Source organism: Streptomyces sp. DSM 40750 (assembly GCF_024612035.1).
In the GTDB taxonomy this organism is placed as follows: Bacteria; Actinomycetota; Actinomycetes; order Streptomycetales; family Streptomycetaceae; genus Streptomyces.
In genome coordinates, this window is the sequence record NZ_CP102513.1 from 2,951,467 (window position 1) to 2,967,457 (window position 15,991).

The following is a 15,991-nucleotide window of genomic DNA, read 5'->3' on the forward strand; positions in this document are numbered from 1 at the left end:
GCCCGCCTCCCCACCCCGTACGGCTACCGCCCGCGCAACGCCCGGTACTTGGCGACCAGCGCCCGCGTGGACTCGTCGAGCCCCGGCACCTCGGCACCCTCCGTCAGCGCCGGCTCGACCCGCTTCGCGAGGACCTTGCCCAGCTCGACGCCCCACTGGTCGAAGGAGTCGATGTTCCAGACGGCACCCTGGACGAACACCTTGTGCTCGTAGAGGGCGATCAGCTGCCCCAGCACCGACGGGGTCAGCTCCTTCGCCAGGATCGTCGTCGTCGGGTGGTTCCCCTGGAACGTCTTGTGCGGCACCAGCTCCTCCGGCACCCCCTCGGCCCGCACCTCGTCCGGCGTCTTGCCGAAGGCCAGCGCCTGGGTCTGGGCGAAGAAGTTGGCCATCAGCAGATCGTGCTGGGGAACCAGCCCGGGCAGCAGATCGGCGACCGGCTCGGCGAAGCCGATGAAGTCCGCCGGGATCAGCTTCGTGCCCTGGTGGATCAACTGGTAGTACGCGTGCTGCCCGTTCGTCCCCGGCGTGCCCCACACCACCGGCCCGGTCTGCCACTCCACCGGCACCCCGTCCCGGCCCACGTACTTGCCGTTGGACTCCATGTCCAGCTGCTGCAAGTAGGCCGTGAACTTGGACAGGTAGTGGCTGTACGGCAGCACCGCGTGCGACTGCGCGTCATGGAAGTTGCCGTACCAGATGCCCAACAGGCCCAGCAGCAGCGGCACATTGGACTCGGCGGGCGCCGTACGGAAGTGCTCGTCGACGATCCTGAACCCGTCGAGCATCTCCCGGAAACGGTCCGGCCCGATCGCGAGCATCAGCGACAGACCGATCGCCGAGTCGTACGAGTACCGTCCGCCGACCCAGTCCCAGAACTCGAACATGTTGGCCGTGTCGATGCCGAAGTCCGACACCTTCTCGGAGTTCGTCGACAGCGCCACGAAGTGCTTGGCGACCGCCTCCACGCCCGCCTTCAGCTCGGTCAGCAGCCAGTCGCGCGCGGAGGTCGCGTTGGTGATCGTCTCGATCGTGGTGAACGTCTTCGAGGCGATGATGAAGAGCGTCTCCGCCGCGTCCAGATCCCGGACCGCCTCGTGCAGGTCGGCCCCGTCCACGTTCGACACGAAACGGACGGTGAGATCGCGGTCGGTGTAGGAGCGCAGCACCTCGTACGCCATCGCCGGGCCCAGGTCGGAGCCGCCGATGCCGATGTTGACGATGTTCTTGATGCGCCGGCCGGTGTGGCCGGTCCACTCGCCGGAGCGGATCCGCTCGGCGAAACCGCTCATCTTGTCGAGAACGGCATGCACGTCCGGCACCACGTTCTCGCCGTCGACCTCGATCACCGCGTCACGCGGGGCGCGCAGCGCGGTGTGCAGGACGGCGCGGTCCTCGGTGGTGTTGATCTTCTCGCCGCGGAACATGGCGTCCCGCAGCCCGAACACGTCGGTCGCGGCGGCCAGCTCCCGCAGCAGCCGCAGCGTCTCGTCGGTGACCAGATGCTTGGAGTAGTCGACGTGCAGATCGCCGACCTCCAGCGTGTACCCGGCACCGCGCCCCGGTTCGGCCGCGAACAGCTCACGCAGCTGCACCTCCCCCAGCTGCTCCCGGTGCGCGGCCAGCGCGGTCCACTCCGGCGTCTGGTTGAGCCTGGTACGGCTTTCTGCGTTCATCTCGGACTTCAGCCTTCTTTCCTACCTGGTCCTGCCTGCGTAGCTTGACCCGCTGCCGGTCCCAACCTAATTGATCACAACGGAACACGAACTGTCGTCGTGTCGTCGTCCGGCTCAACAACAGATACGTCCGGCTTGAGCGCCGGTATCAGCGCGGCGACGGGCAGGAAGGCGGAGCTGACGCGGCCCAGCATGTCGGCGGGGGCACGCTCCCGCATCAGGGGTCAGTGGGTCCGCCGCGAAGGGGACGGCGGCTGCGGCGGCCGGCAGGGCCGTGGCCGTGTTGTCGAAGAGCGTCTGGAGTGTGGTGAGCGCGAAGGCCGACGCTGTCAGCATGGCGATGGAGGCGTGGTCGAGGGCCACGGCCACCGCGAAGCCCACCCCCGGCAGACCGCGCACCACGTCCACGGTCCACATGGCCCGCCGCTGGTCCACCCGGTCGGCGACGGCCCCGCGCGCGGCTGCCGCCGATGTACCCGAAAAACCTCCGGCCAGGCACCCCTCGGTGCCCGGCCGGTCTCAACTCCTAGATCTCGCCCCGCAGTTTGGCGAGCGCCTCGGCGAGGATCGCCTCGCCGTCCGCGTCGCTGCGCCGCTCCCGCACATAGGCGAGGTGCGTCTTGTAGGGCTCGGTGCGCGGTGGGTCCGGTGGATTGTCCCGGTCCTGTCCGGCCGGGAAGCCGCAGCGCGGGCAGTCCCAGGTGTCGGGGACCTGTGCGTCGCTGGCGAAGCTCGGCTGGGTCTCGTGTCCGTTGGAGCACCAGAAGGAGATGCGCAGCCGGGGTGCGGACTCGCCGCGCTCGGCTTCGCCCATCGGCCCCGCCCCGACCCGGCTTCCTCGGATCGCGTTGCCACTTGCCACGGTCGTAACTCCCTGCGTGATGGTGCGGCGAAGCGAGTCGGCGTTTCGCTTCGCTGCGAGCGCCTCAGTCTACGTAAGGCCCAACGCGCGTCCAGTGATTGGAGTTACCTCCTACCCCCAGACGCAAGCCCCATGATAGGCCGCGCTCGAAGTCGCGTACCCAGCATGGGGCTTTACGTGCGGATTGGTGCGTCCGTGACGCGTTGTTTCGCCGGCGTCGTGTACTGACGGTCAGTTGTTGACCTTCATCAGGATGCCAAGTACGACAATGCACGCGAACCACAGCAGACCGACCACGACGGTGATCCGGTCGAGGTTGCGCTCGGCGACCGAGGAGCCGCCGACGGAGGACTGCATGCCGCCACCGAACATGTCGGAGAGGCCGCCGCCCTTGCCCTTGTGCATCAGCACCAGCAGCATCATCAGCAGGCTGAAGACGATCAGGGCGATCGAGAACCCCATAACCACGGCTGGACCAACTTCCTCGGATTCTGATGGACGACGGGGACCGGCCGCCACGGCCGGTCCCCGCCAAGAGTACGACGTTACGCCGCTAGGGCCTACTCACTGGTCGCGGAAGCGCACGATCTTGACGAACTCGTCGGCGTCCAGGGAGGCGCCGCCGACGAGGGCGCCGTCGATGTCGGCCTGGGCCATGATCTCGGCGACGTTGCCGGCCTTGACGGAGCCGCCGTACTGGATGCGGATCTGGTCGGCCGTCTCCTGGGAGTACAGCTCGGCGAGCTTGCCGCGGATGGCCGCGCAGACCTCCTGGGCGTCCTCGGCGCCGCAGACCTTGCCGGTGCCGATGGCCCAGACGGGCTCGTAGGCGATGACAACGGTCTCGGCGTGCTCGGCGGGGACGTCCTTGAGGCCGCCCTCGACCTGGGCGAGGGTGTGGGCGACGTGGTTGCCCGCCTCGCGGACCTCCAGCTCCTCGCCGACGCACAGGATCGGGGTGAGGCCGTGCTTGTAGGCGGCCTTGACCTTGGCGTTGACGATCTCGTCGGTCTCGTCGTGGTACTGGCGGCGCTCGGAGTGGCCGATCGCCACGAACGTGCACTTGAGCTTGGCCAGCATCGGGCCGGAGATCTCGCCGGTGTAGGCGCCGGAGTCGTGGGCCGAGACGTCCTGGGCGCCGTACTTGATCTTGAGCTTGTCGCCGTCGACCAGGGTCTGGACCGAGCGCAGGTCCGTGAAGGGCGGCAGGACCGCGACCTCACAGGCCTCGTAGTCCTTGTCGGCGAGGGCGAAGGCGAGCTTCTGGACGTGGGCGATGGCCTCGAGGTGGTTGAGGTTCATCTTCCAGTTGCCGGCCATCAGGGGCATACGGCCCTTGTCGGAAACGGTCATTGAGGGTCAGTCCTCCAGTGCGGCGAGGCCGGGGAGCGTCTTGCCCTCGAGGTATTCGAGGGAGGCGCCGCCACCGGTCGAGATATGGCCGAATGCGTTCTCGTCGAAGCCCAGGATGCGCACGGCCGCGGCGGAGTCGCCGCCGCCGACGACCGTGAAGGCCTCCGAGTCGAGGAGTGCCTGGGCGACCGCCTTGGTGCCCTCGGCGAAATCGGGGTGCTCGAAGACGCCCATGGGGCCGTTCCAGAAGACGGTGGCGGCATCGGCGATCTTCGAGGCGTACAGCTTGCGGGAGTCCGGGCCGATGTCGAGACCCATCTGGTCGGCCGGCATGGCGTCCGCGGCGACCGCGGTGGGGTCGGCCGGAGCCTTGCTCTTCAGGTCCGGGAAGGCGGGCGCGACGACGGCGTCGACGGGCAGGACCAGCTCGACACCGGTCCTCTCCGCGCGCTCCACGTACTCGGTGACCGCCGAGAGCTGGTCCTCCTGGAGCAGGGAGCCGCCGATCTCGTAGCCCTTGGCCTTGAGGAACGTGTACGCCATGCCGCCGCCGATGAGGATGCGGTCGGCCTTGCCGAGCAGCTGGTCGATGACGGCGAGCTTGTCGGAGACCTTGGCGCCGCCGAGCGCGACCACGTAGGGGCGCTGGACGTCCACCGTGAGCTTCTTCAGGACGCCGACCTCGGTGGCGATGAGGTGGCCGGCGTAGTGCGGCAGACGGGCCGGAAGGTCGAAGACCGAGGCGTGCTTGCGGTGCACCGCGCCGAAGCCGTCGCCCACGTAGACATCGGCGAGGGCGGCGAGCTGGTCGGCGAAGGCGCCGCGCTCGGCGTCGTCCTTGGACGTCTCGCCGGTGTTGAAGCGGAGGTTCTCTACGACCGCGACCTGGCCGTCGGTGAGGCCCGCGACCGTGGCCGTGGCGGACTCGCCGACCGTGTCCGTCGCGAACGCCACGCCGGTGCCGAGGAGTTCACCGAGGCGGGCGGCGGCCGGCGCGAGGGAGAAGGCCGGGTCCGGGGCGCCCTTGGGGCGGCCCAGGTGGGAGGCGACGACGACGCGCGCGCCCGCCTCGGCCAGCGCCTTCACGGTGGGCAGCACGGCGCGGATGCGGCCGTCGTCGGTGATGGTGGTGCCGTCCAGCGGCACGTTGAGGTCGGCGCGGACGAAGACCCGCCGGCCGGCGACTCCATCGGCGAGGAGTTCGTCGATCGTCTTCATTGAGAGGGCTCCCGAAGAGGACTTGTGGTGCTCATGATCGTAAGAGGACCGCTTTTGTACGTGAGTCAGGGCCCGGGCGGCGCGTCCCTGCGCCGCCCGAGCCCTGCTTTCACATCGAGGTGCCTGCTCTGTCGATCAGAGCTGGTTGCCGACGAAGACCGTCAGGTCGACGAGGCGGTTGGAGTAGCCCCACTCGTTGTCGTACCAGCCGAGGATCTTCACCGAGTTCCCCTCCTGGACCATGGTCAGGGAGGAGTCGAAGGTGCAGGAGGCCGGGTCGCTGACGATGTCCGAGGAGACGATCGGGTCCTCGGTGTAGGCCAGGTAGCCCTTCAGGTCGCCGTCCTCGGAGGCCTTCTTGAACGCGGCGTTGACCTCGTCCTTGGTGACCTCGCGCTGCAGCGTCACGACCAGGTCGGTGGCCGAGCCGGTCGGGACCGGGACGCGCATCGCGATGCCGTCGAGCTTGCCCTTGAGCTGCGGGAGGACCAGGGCGGTGGCCTTCGCGGCACCGGTGGTGGTCGGGATGATGTTCTCGGCGGCGGCGCGGGCGCGACGCAGGTCCGAGTGCGGGAAGTCCAGGATGCGCTGGTCGTTGGTGTACGCGTGGACCGTCGTCATCAGACCCTTGACGATGCCGAAGTTCTCGTCGAGGACCTTGGCCATCGGCGCCACACAGTTGGTGGTGCAGGAGGCGTTGGAGATGACGTGGTGGTTCGCCGGGTCGTACTTGTCCTGGTTGACACCCATCACGATGGTGATGTCCTCGTCCTTGGCCGGAGCCGAGATGAGGACCTTCTTGGCGCCGCCCGTGATGTGCTTCTCGGCGTCGGCCTTCTTCGTGAAGATGCCGGTCGACTCGATCACGATGTCGACGCCCAGCTCGCCCCACGGGATGTCGGCGGGGTTGCGCTCGGAGAGGACCTTGATGGTGTGGCCGTCCACGGTGATCGTGTCGGCGGTGTGCGACACCTCGGCCTTGAGGCGGCCCAGGATGGTGTCGTACTTCAGGAGGTGTGCGGTGGTCGCGGTGTCACCAAGGTCGTTGACAGCCACGATCTCGATGTCTGCACCCTGCTCCAGCAGCGCGCGGAAGTAGTTACGACCGATGCGGCCAAAGCCGTTGATGCCTACGCGGATCGTCACGAACCGATCTCCTCGTTGGTACGCCGGCTCAGTGCCGGCGAGCTGTATGGGATGTCCCCGACCGCCTACGACCCTACCTCCCCGGGACCCGTCCGGTGACATCGAGATGCCCTATACATGCCGGTGCGGTCCGTACTCGCCAGTAGGAGCACGGACCGCCCTGGTTTTGCAAGGTGATTACCTTTTGAGCGGCCATCCGATCATCTGATTCAAGACGTCCGGAGGGCCGCTCACCAGCCTCTTGTCAGCCGGTCGGCGCAGTCGGCGCTCAGTTCTTCAGAGCCGCCAGCGCCTTGCCGAGCAGTGCCTTGCGGTCGGCCGCCGCGGTGACCTGTTCCAGGCCGAAGCCCAGCAGCACGGTGTCGTCCGTGGTGACCGCTCCGTAGGTCTTGAACAGTTCACCGGACAGGCCCCAGTCCTTCACGACCGCCGGGCTGCCCGCGGGCGGTCCGGGGACGTTCCAGGCACCGAGCGACGTCTCGAAGCTGTCGGTCGCGCCGGGCGTGCCGCCGACGACGACGCCGGCGTTGTCGGCGAGGACGCCGCGACCGCCGGAGCCGGGGTCGGTGATGTAGCTGAGCGAGACCTCCACCGTCTTCCCGGCGTACGCGGACAGGTCGAACTCGACCTGCTGCCAGCCGTCGGAGGCCCCGGTGAAGCTGTTCCAGGAGCCGCTGGTGCCGGTGGGCGCGCAGCCCCCGGAGCCCAGGGTCAGATACCGCTTCAGGGCCGGGTGGCCCTGGATGAAGTATCCGGCCTCGCACTCGACGGGCACGGTCGTGGAGGTGGCGCCGCCGGCCTCCGGCAGCGTCGTCCAGTCGTCCGCCCCGGCCGTGTGTGCCTCAAGGACCGCGTGGTCATACCCCTCCTCCGTGTTCCACAGCAGCTGGGTGCGCAGCGTCGGCTTGTCGGCCGCGCTCACCGAGGTGAGGTCGATGGTGCGGGTGAGACGGTTCCAGGCGTAGTCGCTGTGTGTGGCGGCCGCCATGGACGCGCCCTCGTAGGGGCCGTACGGGTTGACGGTGCCGGGGTACTGGCCCGCGCCGGCGCTCGCGAACTGCGGGAACGTCTCCACGGGCAGGGCGTCCGAGGTGGTGCCGAACGATCCGGCGGTGTTCAGCGGGTTGCCGGGCGCGTCGCCGAGCGTTCCCGTGAAGCCGTCGAGCTTGGCGAGGCCCGCGAAGGCGGTGGCGTTCGGCAGGGAGGTACGGCTGTAGGCGCCCAGGTAGTACTGGCTGAAGTCGTTCGACAGGGTGCCGCTGCCGAGGTCGACGGCGCCGCCGGCGCTCTCGCCCGCCTCGATCAGCTTGCCGCCCTCGTTGAGGTAGGCGCGCAGTTCGAGCTGGGTGGCCACGCCCGGCCGGACGGCGCCCGTGTAGTGCACGACCTGCTTGAAGTGCTTCAGGACGCCCAGCGCGTCGGGTGCGCCCTGGGTCGCGACGTCCCAGACGAGCGCCTTCTTGCCGTTGGCCTTCAGCGCGTCCACATAGGTCTGCGCCTGGGTCGCGGTCGCGCCCTCCTCGGCGACGACGAGCGTGTCGGCCTTGGGGCGCTTGGCGATCGTGTACGTGAAGCGCTCACTGGTGGTCGGCTTGCCGCTCTTCGTCTCGCCGGTGAACCAGACCTCGACCTTGTCGCCCGGTTCGCCGTCCTGCACCTTGGCCCGGTACTCGTCGAAGTAAAGGTTGTCCTCACCGCCGAACGTCTCGCCGCCCTTCCAGGGCTTGAGCGTCTGGTCGTACGTACGGCCGCGGCTGTTGATCCGGTACTTCAGCTCCTTGTCGCGTACGGACTTGCGGGCGACGACGGAGATCTCCTGGTCGGCGCCGCGGGAGTACGACGTGGTGAAGCCGGCCGGGGTGAAGTCGGGGGCGTCGAGGCCGACCGAGGACTTCGGCTGGTCGGGCTTGGCCGCGGACTCGGCGACGGACAGCGCGAACGGGATGTTCTTCTCGAACTCCTGCTTGATCAGCTTCTCGTCGTCCGGGAACGTGAAGACCGAGGCGCAGTCCTCGGGCTTCCAGGCGTCGTCCGGGTCGATGTTCGACACGGTCTGGCAGGTCGACATCTCGGGGGTGAACATCGCCGTGCCGTTGACGTTGGCCGCGTGGCCGTCCGCCTCACCGTTGGTCGTGTAGAGCTCGGAGGACAGCTGGGGGTGGTAGCCGGGGATCGCGGGGTTCTCCGGGGTACCGGCCAGCGCCTCGTAGAGCACGTCGTCCGGGGTGGGGCTGGCCACCTGCCAGCCGACCCCGTAGAGGATGAGCTCGGCGGCCGAGTGGTAGTTGATGCCGTACTCGAAGCCGATGCGCTTCTCGAAGGCGTCCAGGGCCTGCGTCTCGGGCTCCGAGTTCGGGCCGGCGCCGCGATAGGTCTCGCTGGTGGGGAACGGGGACGAACCCTCGTTGTCGTAGCCCCATTTGTAGGCGAAGTTGCGGTTGAGGTCGACGCCGTCGCCGACCGTGATGGCGTTGTCGCCGTTGATGTCCCGCACGTTCTTGCGCCACTGGCGGCCCGCGGCGTCGCGGTGCGTGAAGTCGTAGCCGTCCGGGTTGGCGGAGATCACGAACCACAGCTCGGTGGTGTCCACGATCTTCTTGATCCGCTTGTCCGTCTTGTAGTTGTCCAGGTAGTGGTGCATCAGCCGCCGGGTCATCTCCGGCGTGATCCACTCACGCGCGTGCTGGTTGGACAGGTACAGCACGGACGGCTTGGCGCCGTCCTTGGTCTTCTTCGCGTTCTTGGTGAGCTTGAGCGCGAGGATGTCCTGTCCCTGGAGGGACTTGCCGATGGAGACCACCTTGGTCAGGGACGGGTTCTCCTGGCCGGTCCGGAGGATCTCCTCCTTGATGTTGCCCGCGCCGCTGTACGGGCGGTACACCCCGTCGCCGGCGGCGGCCACACGCGCCTCCGCCTTGTTGGTGAGCTTGTGCTCCTTGAGAGGAACGCCCTGCTCCTCCAGGGCGTCCGCCTGCTTGTCGGTGAGGTAGACCTCGACCGAGGCGGTGCCCTTCTCCGGCGCCTGCTCACTGAGTTCGTGGCCGTCCTGGCCGGCCGCGAGCAGCAGGGGTATCTGCTGCTTCGTCACCTCGGCGCGGAAGACCTTGACTTCCTCCGCCTCGGAACCCTCGTTCTCGGCCGCCTGGGCGAACGGCGTCAGTCCCGCGCCTCCGCCCAGCAGGAGCGCGCCCGCGGCGAGGATCGATCTCGCTCTTCGTCTCATGAGCCCCCCTTGCAGTGGTTCGCCACAGCGGCGAACAGACGCCAGGCTCATGTCAGACATGGATCACGTCAAGGGGGCCTCACAGGCCATACACGGAATTAACGCAGATATACGAAGGCCGGTGCCGACAGCCCCCCAAGTGGGCGTCGGCACCGGCGAGTTGACCTGGTGTCCTGTCACCCCACCAGGTTCTCGGCCATCTCCTCGGTGAGGCTGGCCTCGGTGCTCGGGATGCCCAGGTCCGAGGCGCGCTTGTCGGCCATGGCCAGCAGCCGGCGGATCCTGCCCGCGACGGCGTCCTTGGTGAGCGGCGGGTCGGCGAGCGCGCCCAGCTCCTCCAGGGAGGCCTGCTTGTGCTCCATGCGCAGCCGCCCGGCGGCCGCGAGGTGCTCGGGCACGTCGTCGCCGAGGATCTCCAGGGCGCGGCCCACGCGGGCGCCGGCGGCGACGGCGGCACGGGCCGAGCGGCGCAGGTTGGCGTCATCGAAGTTGGCGAGCCGGTTCGCCGTGGCCCGGACCTCGCGGCGCATCCGCCGCTCCTCCCACGCCAGCACGGACTCATGGGCGCCGAGCCGGGTCAGGAGCGCGCCGATCGCGTCCCCGTCCCGTACGACGACCCGGTCCACGCCCCGTACCTCGCGGGCCTTCGCCGCGATCGACAGCCGACGGGCCGCGCCGACCAGCGCGAGAGCCGCCTCCGGGCCGGGGCAGGTCACCTCCAGGGAGGACGAGCGGCCGGGCTCGGTGAGCGAGCCGTGTGCCAGGAACGCGCCACGCCAGGCCGCCTCGGCGTCGCAGGTGGCCCCGGAGACGACCTGCGGGGGCAGCCCCCGGATGGGGCGGCCGCGGCCGTCCACCAGACCCGTCTGCCGGGCCAGCTGGTCGCCGCCCGCGACCACCCGTACGACATAGCGCGAGCCGCGGCGCAGTCCGCCGGGTGCCATCACGATCAGTTCGGAGCTGTGGCCGAAGATCTCCAGGATGTCCCGCTTGAGGCGGCGGGCCGCCATCGCGGTGTCCAGCTCCGCCTCGATCACGATGCGGCCGCTCACCAGGTGCAGCCCGCCCGCGAACCGCAGGATCGCCGAGACCTCCGCCTTTCTGCAGCAGGTCCGGGTGACGGGTAGCCGGGAGATCTCGTCCTTCACCGCTGCCGTCATCGCCATGGGCCGATCCTTCCATGCATCCGAAAAATACGGTCGTACGCGGCGGCCAACAGCTCCGGGTCGTGCCGCGGAGATCCATCGGTCCGGGCCACCGGCGCCAGCTCGACCGCGGCACCGAACCGTTGGGCGGCGTCGGTCAGGGAATCGCGGTCGGGCACGGCGGCCTCGTCGGCCAGCACCACGTCCAGGGCGAGTTTAGGGGCGTGTCGTGCCAAAACCTCCAAATGACGCTGCGGGGAGAAGCCATCGGTTTCTCCCGGCTGCGGGGCGAGGTTCAACGACAGCACCAGCCGGGCCTTGGTCTCGGTGAGGGCGTCGAGCAGCTCGGGCACGAGAAGGTGCGGGATCACAGAGGAGAACCAGGAGCCGGGGCCGAGCACCACCCAGTCGGCGTCGCGGACCGCCGTCACGGCCTCGGGCACGGCGGGCGGGCCGTGCGGCACGACGTGCACGGACTGCACCTCACCGGGGGTGAGCGCGACGGTCGCCTGCCCTCTTACGGTGTCGATGTCGTCCGGGCGCGCCGGATCGTGCCCCTTGACCAGGGCCTGGAGCTCCAGGGGTACGGCCGACATGGGCAGCACCCGGCCCTGGGCGCCGAGGAGCCTGCCGACCAGGTCGAGGGCCTGGACGTGGTCGCCGAGCTGCTCCCACAGGGCGACGATCAGCAGATTGCCGACCGCGTGCTCGTGCAGATCGCCCTTGGACTGGAAGCGGTGCTGGATGACACGGGCCCAGGTCTGGCCCCAGTCGTCGTCACCGCACAGCGCGGCGAGCGCCTTGCGCAGATCGCCGGGCGGCAGCACGCCCAGCTCGTCGCGCAGGCGCCCGCTGGAGCCGCCGTCGTCGGCCACGGTGACGACGGCGGTGAGGTCGCCGGTGATCCGGCGCAGCGCGGCGAGCGAGGCGGACAGGCCCATGCCGCCGCCGAGCGCGACGACCTTGGGCTGGGCGCCCCGGCGGCGCGGTTTGGCCCCGCGTGCCTCGACGGGCCTGCCTTCGCGACCCTCCGGGGTGACCCGGCGCAGCCTGCTCAGCCGCGTCGCGGTACGTCCGGTCACTCGCGCCCCATGTCCCGGTGCACGACCACGGTCTCGACGCCCTGGGAGGCGAGGCGGGCGGCGAGCTTCTCGGAGGTGGCGACCGAGCGGTGCTTGCCGCCGGTGCAGCCGACCGCGACGGTCACGTACCGCTTGCCCTCGCGGCGGTAGCCGGCGGCGATCATCTGGAGCAGTTCGGTGTAGCGGTCGAGGAACTCCTTGGCTCCGGGCTGGTTGAAGACGTACGCGGAGACCTCCTCGTTGAGGCCGGTGTACGGGCGCAGCTCCGGGACCCAGTGCGGGTTGGGCAGGAAGCGCATGTCCACGACCAGGTCGGCGTCGACGGGGAGGCCGTACTTGAAGCCGAAGGACATGACGGTGGCCCGCAGCTCGGGCTCCTCCTCGCCGGCGAACTGGGCGTCCATCTTGGCGCGCAGCTCGTGCACGTTCAGGCTGGAGGTGTCGATCACCAGGTCGGCGTCGCCGCGCAGCTCACGCAGCAGCTCCCGCTCGGCGGCGATGCCGTCGGTGATGCGGCCGTCGCCCTGGAGGGGGTGCGGGCGGCGCACCGACTCGAAGCGGCGGACCAGGGCGTCGTCGGAGGACTCCAGGAAGACGATCCGGCGGGTGACGTTCTTCGTCTCCAGGTCGGAGAGGGAGTCGCGCAGGTTGTCGAAGAAGCGCCGACCTCGGACGTCGACGACCACCGCGATCCGGGCCACGTTCCCCTGGGAGCGGGCGCCGAGCTCCACCATGGTGGGGATCAGCGCGGGTGGCAGGTTGTCGACGACGAACCAGCCGAGGTCCTCCAGACACTTGGCGGCCGTGGACCGTCCGGCGCCGGACATGCCGGAGATGATGACCAGCTCGGGGATGGCCGCCTCGGGGACCCCGGCTGTTTCGATGCCCGTACTCACGTGTGCTCCGTCTTCCTGTGGCGCTGGGTGCTGCGAGGCGTGGTCGCCCGCCGCGCTGTGGGCTTCCCCGCGCTCCGCTGTGTGCTCTTGGTGCTCTGGACGCTCTGGGCGCCCGGGGAGTTCTGGGCGCTCGTCGTGCTCGGTCATGTCTCCTGCCCTCGCCGCCGGTCCGGGGAGCCCGCGGCCACGGGCTCCTCAGAGGGGTCCGCCGTCGTACCGGGTTCCTCTTCTTCCATGATCTCTCCAGTGGCCGTGTTCACGGCGGGTGCGGCCGGAGCCGCCAGGGCGAGGGCCGCGGCGATCGTCTCGGCCGTCTTGCGGCCTATGCCGGGGACCTCGCAGATCTGGTCGATCGTCGCGGAACGCAGCTTCTTCAGCGAGCCGAAGTGCTTCAGCAGGGCCTGCTTGCGGGCCTCCCCGAGGCCGGGCACATCGTCCAAGGGGCTCGCCCGGAAGCGCTTGGCCCGTCTCGTCCGCTGGTAGGTGATGGCGAAGCGGTGGGCCTCGTCGCGGACGCGCTGGAGCAGATACAGGCCCTCGCTGGTGCGGGGCAGGACCACGGGGTCGTCCTCGCCGGGCACCCAGACCTCCTCCAGGCGCTTGGCGAGGCCACACACGGCGATGTCGTCGATGCCCAGCTCGTCGAGGGCCCGCCGGGCGGCGGCCACCTGCGGCTGCCCGCCGTCGACGACGACGAGCTGCGGCGGGTAGGCGAAACGCTTGGGACGGCCGTCGTCGTCCTTGAGACCGCCTGCGGGTCCGCCGAGGCCGTCGCCGGAGTCGCCGGGCTCGGTGGAGCCGGTGGCGTCGTCCACCCACTCGCCGGTCTTCTCCTTCTCGGCGAGGTACCGCTTGAAGCGCCGGGTGATGACCTCGTGCATGGAGCGGACGTCGTCCTGCCCCTCGAAGCCCTTGATCTGGAAGCGGCGGTACTCGCTCTTGCGGGCCAGCCCGTCCTCGAAGACGACCATGGAGGCCACGACGTCGTCGCCCTGGAGGTGGGAGATGTCGTAGCACTCGATCCGCAGCGGGGCGCTGTCCAGGTCGAGGGCCTCGGAGATCTCCTCCAGGGCGCGGGAGCGGGTGGTGAGGTCGGAGGCGCGCTTCGTCTTGTGCAGGACGAGCGACTGCTGGGCGTTGCGCGCGACCGTCTCCATGAGCGCCTTCTTGTCGCCGCGCTGCGGTATGCGCAGGGAGACATTGGCCCCGCGCCGCCCGGTGAGCCACTCCTGGACGGGCCCGACGGGGTCGGGCAGCGCCGGGACGAGGACCTCCTTGGGCACGGAGTCGCCGGTCTCCTCGCCGTAGAGCTGCTGGAGCGCGTGTTCGACGAGGTCACCGCTGGTGACGGCCTCGACCTTGTCGGTGACCCAGCCGCGCTGGCCACGCACCCGCCCGCCGCGGACGTGGAAGATCTGGACGGCCGCCTCCAGCTCGTCCTCGGCGAGGGCGATCAGGTCGGCGTCGGTCGCGTCGGCGAGCACGACCGCGTTCTTCTCCATGGCCTTCTTCAGGGCCTCGATGTCGTCGCGCAGCCGGGCGGCCCGCTCGTACTCCATCTCGTCGGCCGCGTCCATCATCTGCTTCTCGAGACGGCGGATGTACGTGCCCGTCCGTCCGGTCATGAAGTCGCTGAACTCGTCGGCCAGTTCGCGATGGTCCTCGGCGGAGATCCGCTCGACGCAGGGGGCCGAGCACTTGCCGATGTAGCCGAGGAGGCAGGGGCGGCCGGTGCGGGCCGCGTTCTTGAAGACCCCGGCCGAGCAGGTGCGGACGGGGAAGACGCGCAGCAGGAGGTCGACGGTGTCGCGGATCGCCCACGCGTGCGCGTACGGCCCGAAATACCGGACGCCCTTCTTCTTGTGACCGCGCATCACCTGCACGCGCGGGTACTGCTCGTTCATGGTGACGGCGAGGTACGGGTAGCTCTTGTCGTCGCGGTACTTGACGTTGAACCGGGGGTCGTACTCCTTGATCCAGGAGTACTCCAGCTGCAGCGCCTCGACCTCCGTGGACACCACGGTCCACTCCACGGAGGCGGCCGTGGTGACCATCGAGCGGGTGCGCGGGTGGAGGCCGGCCAGGTCCTGGAAGTAGTTCGCCAGGCGCTGACGCAGGCTCTTCGCCTTCCCGACGTAGATCACCCGGCGGTGCTCGTCACGGAACTTGTACACCCCGGGAGAGTCCGGGATCTGCCCCGGACTGGGGCGGTAGCTGGAGGGGTCGGCCATGTTCCACACCCTACTGGCGGAGAGTGACAACACGGGGGCCCTGTGGACAGAGCCGAGGGGCAGCACCCCGCAGGGGCGCGGGGCTGCATCGATATGCGGCTCCGCCGCGTGGGCGCGACAAGCCCTCCACAACCCGCGGTCGCCGAACAACCGCACCCACCGAGCTCTGGTGCCGCGGCTCTAGCGCGTCTCCAAGAAGGTCAGCACAGCCAAGACCCGCCGATGGTCGTCCGGCTCCTCCGGCAACCGCAGTTTCCCCAGGATGCTCCGCACATGCTTCTCCACGGTCCCCTCGGTGACCCACAGCCGTCTGCCGATCCCCGCGTTGGACCGCCCCTCGGCCATCAGGCCGAGGACTTCGCGCTCCCGATTGCTGAGCATGGACAGCGGATCGTCACGGCGCTGCGCGGCGACCAGCTCCTGCACCAGCGACGGATCGACCACGGAACCGCCCCGGCGGATGCGATCAAGGGTCTCCAGGAACTCGTCGACGACAGTGATCCGGCTCTTGAGCAGATAACCGATGCTGCGCCCGCCGGCCAGCAACTCCAACGCGTCCTCGACCTCGACGAACGCCGACAGGACCAGGATCCCGACCGACGGATACCGCTCCCGGATGACGCCGGCCGCCTTCAGCCCCTCCGTGGACTGCGTCGGCGGCATCCGGATGTCGATGATCGCGATGTCCGGAAGCTCCGTCTCGACGAGCTCCATGAGCCCGCCGGCGTCCCCGGCCTGGCCCACCACGTCGTAACCGACGCGCTCGCAGAGGCTCGCCAGCCCCTCCCGCAGCAGCACGTCGTCGTCCGCGAGCACCACTCGTCCGCGCACCGGATGCTGATCGGCCTCCATGGTCTCGGCCTCCCCCTTGCCCGACCTATCCCGTTTATCCCGTTTATCCCAACAGCCTGCCTGAACATGGGTCTTACGGCTAGCCGGAAGCCTAGTTGGGGGCGGGCCATGACGACACCGGAACGTTTGCGCGCCATGCTCGAAACAGTGCAGTCACGGGGTGACCGGCCGTCTCGGACGAGAGGCGGCGGATCGTCCGCCTGCCCCAGAGCCGGACGGCCGTCTCCGCCGTCCGAACCGACCGCCCGGAACGTACGCCCGTACCGAGTCCCGGACTCCCCCCTTGAACGGGCCTCACCCGCGTACG

General features: G+C 69.4%; 13 protein-coding genes and 1 pseudogene. All 14 read right to left on the bottom strand.

Features of this window, described 5'->3' with window-relative positions; all coding sequences use genetic code 11:
- Positions 1-23: 23 nt before the first annotated feature.
- Positions 24-1,676, bottom strand: a complete 1,653-nt coding sequence (gene pgi / locus JIX55_RS13175; protein WP_257563491.1) for a glucose-6-phosphate isomerase — start codon at positions 1,674-1,676, stop codon at positions 24-26.
- A 74-nt stretch (positions 1,677-1,750) separates the two neighbouring features.
- Positions 1,751-1,894: a hypothetical protein gene (locus JIX55_RS13180; protein WP_257563492.1), complete on the bottom strand. Its 144-nt coding sequence runs from the start codon at positions 1,892-1,894 to the stop codon at positions 1,751-1,753.
- A 49-nt stretch (positions 1,895-1,943) separates the two neighbouring features.
- A pseudogene (locus JIX55_RS13185) lies at positions 1,944-2,129 on the bottom strand (MFS transporter); the annotation flags it as partial.
- Between the two features lie 73 nt (positions 2,130-2,202).
- Entirely contained in the window at positions 2,203-2,538 is a 336-nt protein-coding gene (locus JIX55_RS13190; protein WP_003957010.1) for an RNA polymerase-binding protein RbpA, read from the bottom strand.
- Positions 2,539-2,769: 231 nt separating this feature from the next.
- Positions 2,770-3,000: a preprotein translocase subunit SecG gene (gene secG / locus JIX55_RS13195; protein ID WP_029181151.1), complete on the bottom strand. Its 231-nt coding sequence runs from the start codon at positions 2,998-3,000 to the stop codon at positions 2,770-2,772.
- A gap of 102 nt (positions 3,001-3,102) precedes the next feature.
- Positions 3,103-3,858: a triose-phosphate isomerase gene (tpiA, locus tag JIX55_RS13200; protein ID WP_257569319.1), complete on the bottom strand. Its 756-nt coding sequence runs from the start codon at positions 3,856-3,858 to the stop codon at positions 3,103-3,105.
- Between the two features lie 39 nt (positions 3,859-3,897).
- Complete coding sequence (locus JIX55_RS13205) at positions 3,898-5,109, bottom strand: phosphoglycerate kinase (protein ID WP_257563493.1); 1,212 nt, start codon at positions 5,107-5,109, stop codon at positions 3,898-3,900.
- A 135-nt stretch (positions 5,110-5,244) separates the two neighbouring features.
- Complete coding sequence (gene gap, locus JIX55_RS13210) at positions 5,245-6,255, bottom strand: type I glyceraldehyde-3-phosphate dehydrogenase (RefSeq protein WP_257563494.1); 1,011 nt, start codon at positions 6,253-6,255, stop codon at positions 5,245-5,247.
- Between the two features lie 268 nt (positions 6,256-6,523).
- A complete protein-coding gene (locus JIX55_RS13215) occupies positions 6,524-9,478 on the bottom strand; it encodes a M14 family metallopeptidase (protein ID WP_257563495.1) in 2,955 nt (984 codons plus the stop codon).
- A 176-nt stretch (positions 9,479-9,654) separates the two neighbouring features.
- On the bottom strand, positions 9,655-10,644 hold the full coding sequence (gene whiA / locus JIX55_RS13220) for a DNA-binding protein WhiA (RefSeq protein ID WP_257546660.1): 990 nt from the start codon (positions 10,642-10,644) through the stop codon (positions 9,655-9,657).
- Positions 10,635-11,705 carry a gluconeogenesis factor YvcK family protein gene (locus tag JIX55_RS13225; RefSeq protein ID WP_257563496.1) on the bottom strand — a complete coding sequence of 357 codons (1,071 nt, stop codon included), beginning with the start codon at positions 11,703-11,705 and terminating at the stop codon, positions 10,635-10,637. Before JIX55_RS13225 ends, whiA begins: the two co-directional genes overlap by 10 nt.
- Positions 11,702-12,748: an RNase adapter RapZ gene (gene rapZ / locus JIX55_RS13230; RefSeq protein WP_257563497.1), complete on the bottom strand. Its 1,047-nt coding sequence runs from the start codon at positions 12,746-12,748 to the stop codon at positions 11,702-11,704. Before rapZ ends, JIX55_RS13225 begins: the two co-directional genes overlap by 4 nt.
- Complete coding sequence (uvrC, locus tag JIX55_RS13235) at positions 12,745-14,832, bottom strand: excinuclease ABC subunit UvrC (protein ID WP_257563498.1); 2,088 nt, start codon at positions 14,830-14,832, stop codon at positions 12,745-12,747. Before uvrC ends, rapZ begins: the two co-directional genes overlap by 4 nt.
- Before the next feature lie 180 nt (positions 14,833-15,012).
- Positions 15,013-15,684 carry a response regulator gene (locus tag JIX55_RS13240; RefSeq protein ID WP_257563499.1) on the bottom strand — a complete coding sequence of 224 codons (672 nt, stop codon included), beginning with the start codon at positions 15,682-15,684 and terminating at the stop codon, positions 15,013-15,015.
- Positions 15,685-15,991: the final 307 nt, after the last annotated feature.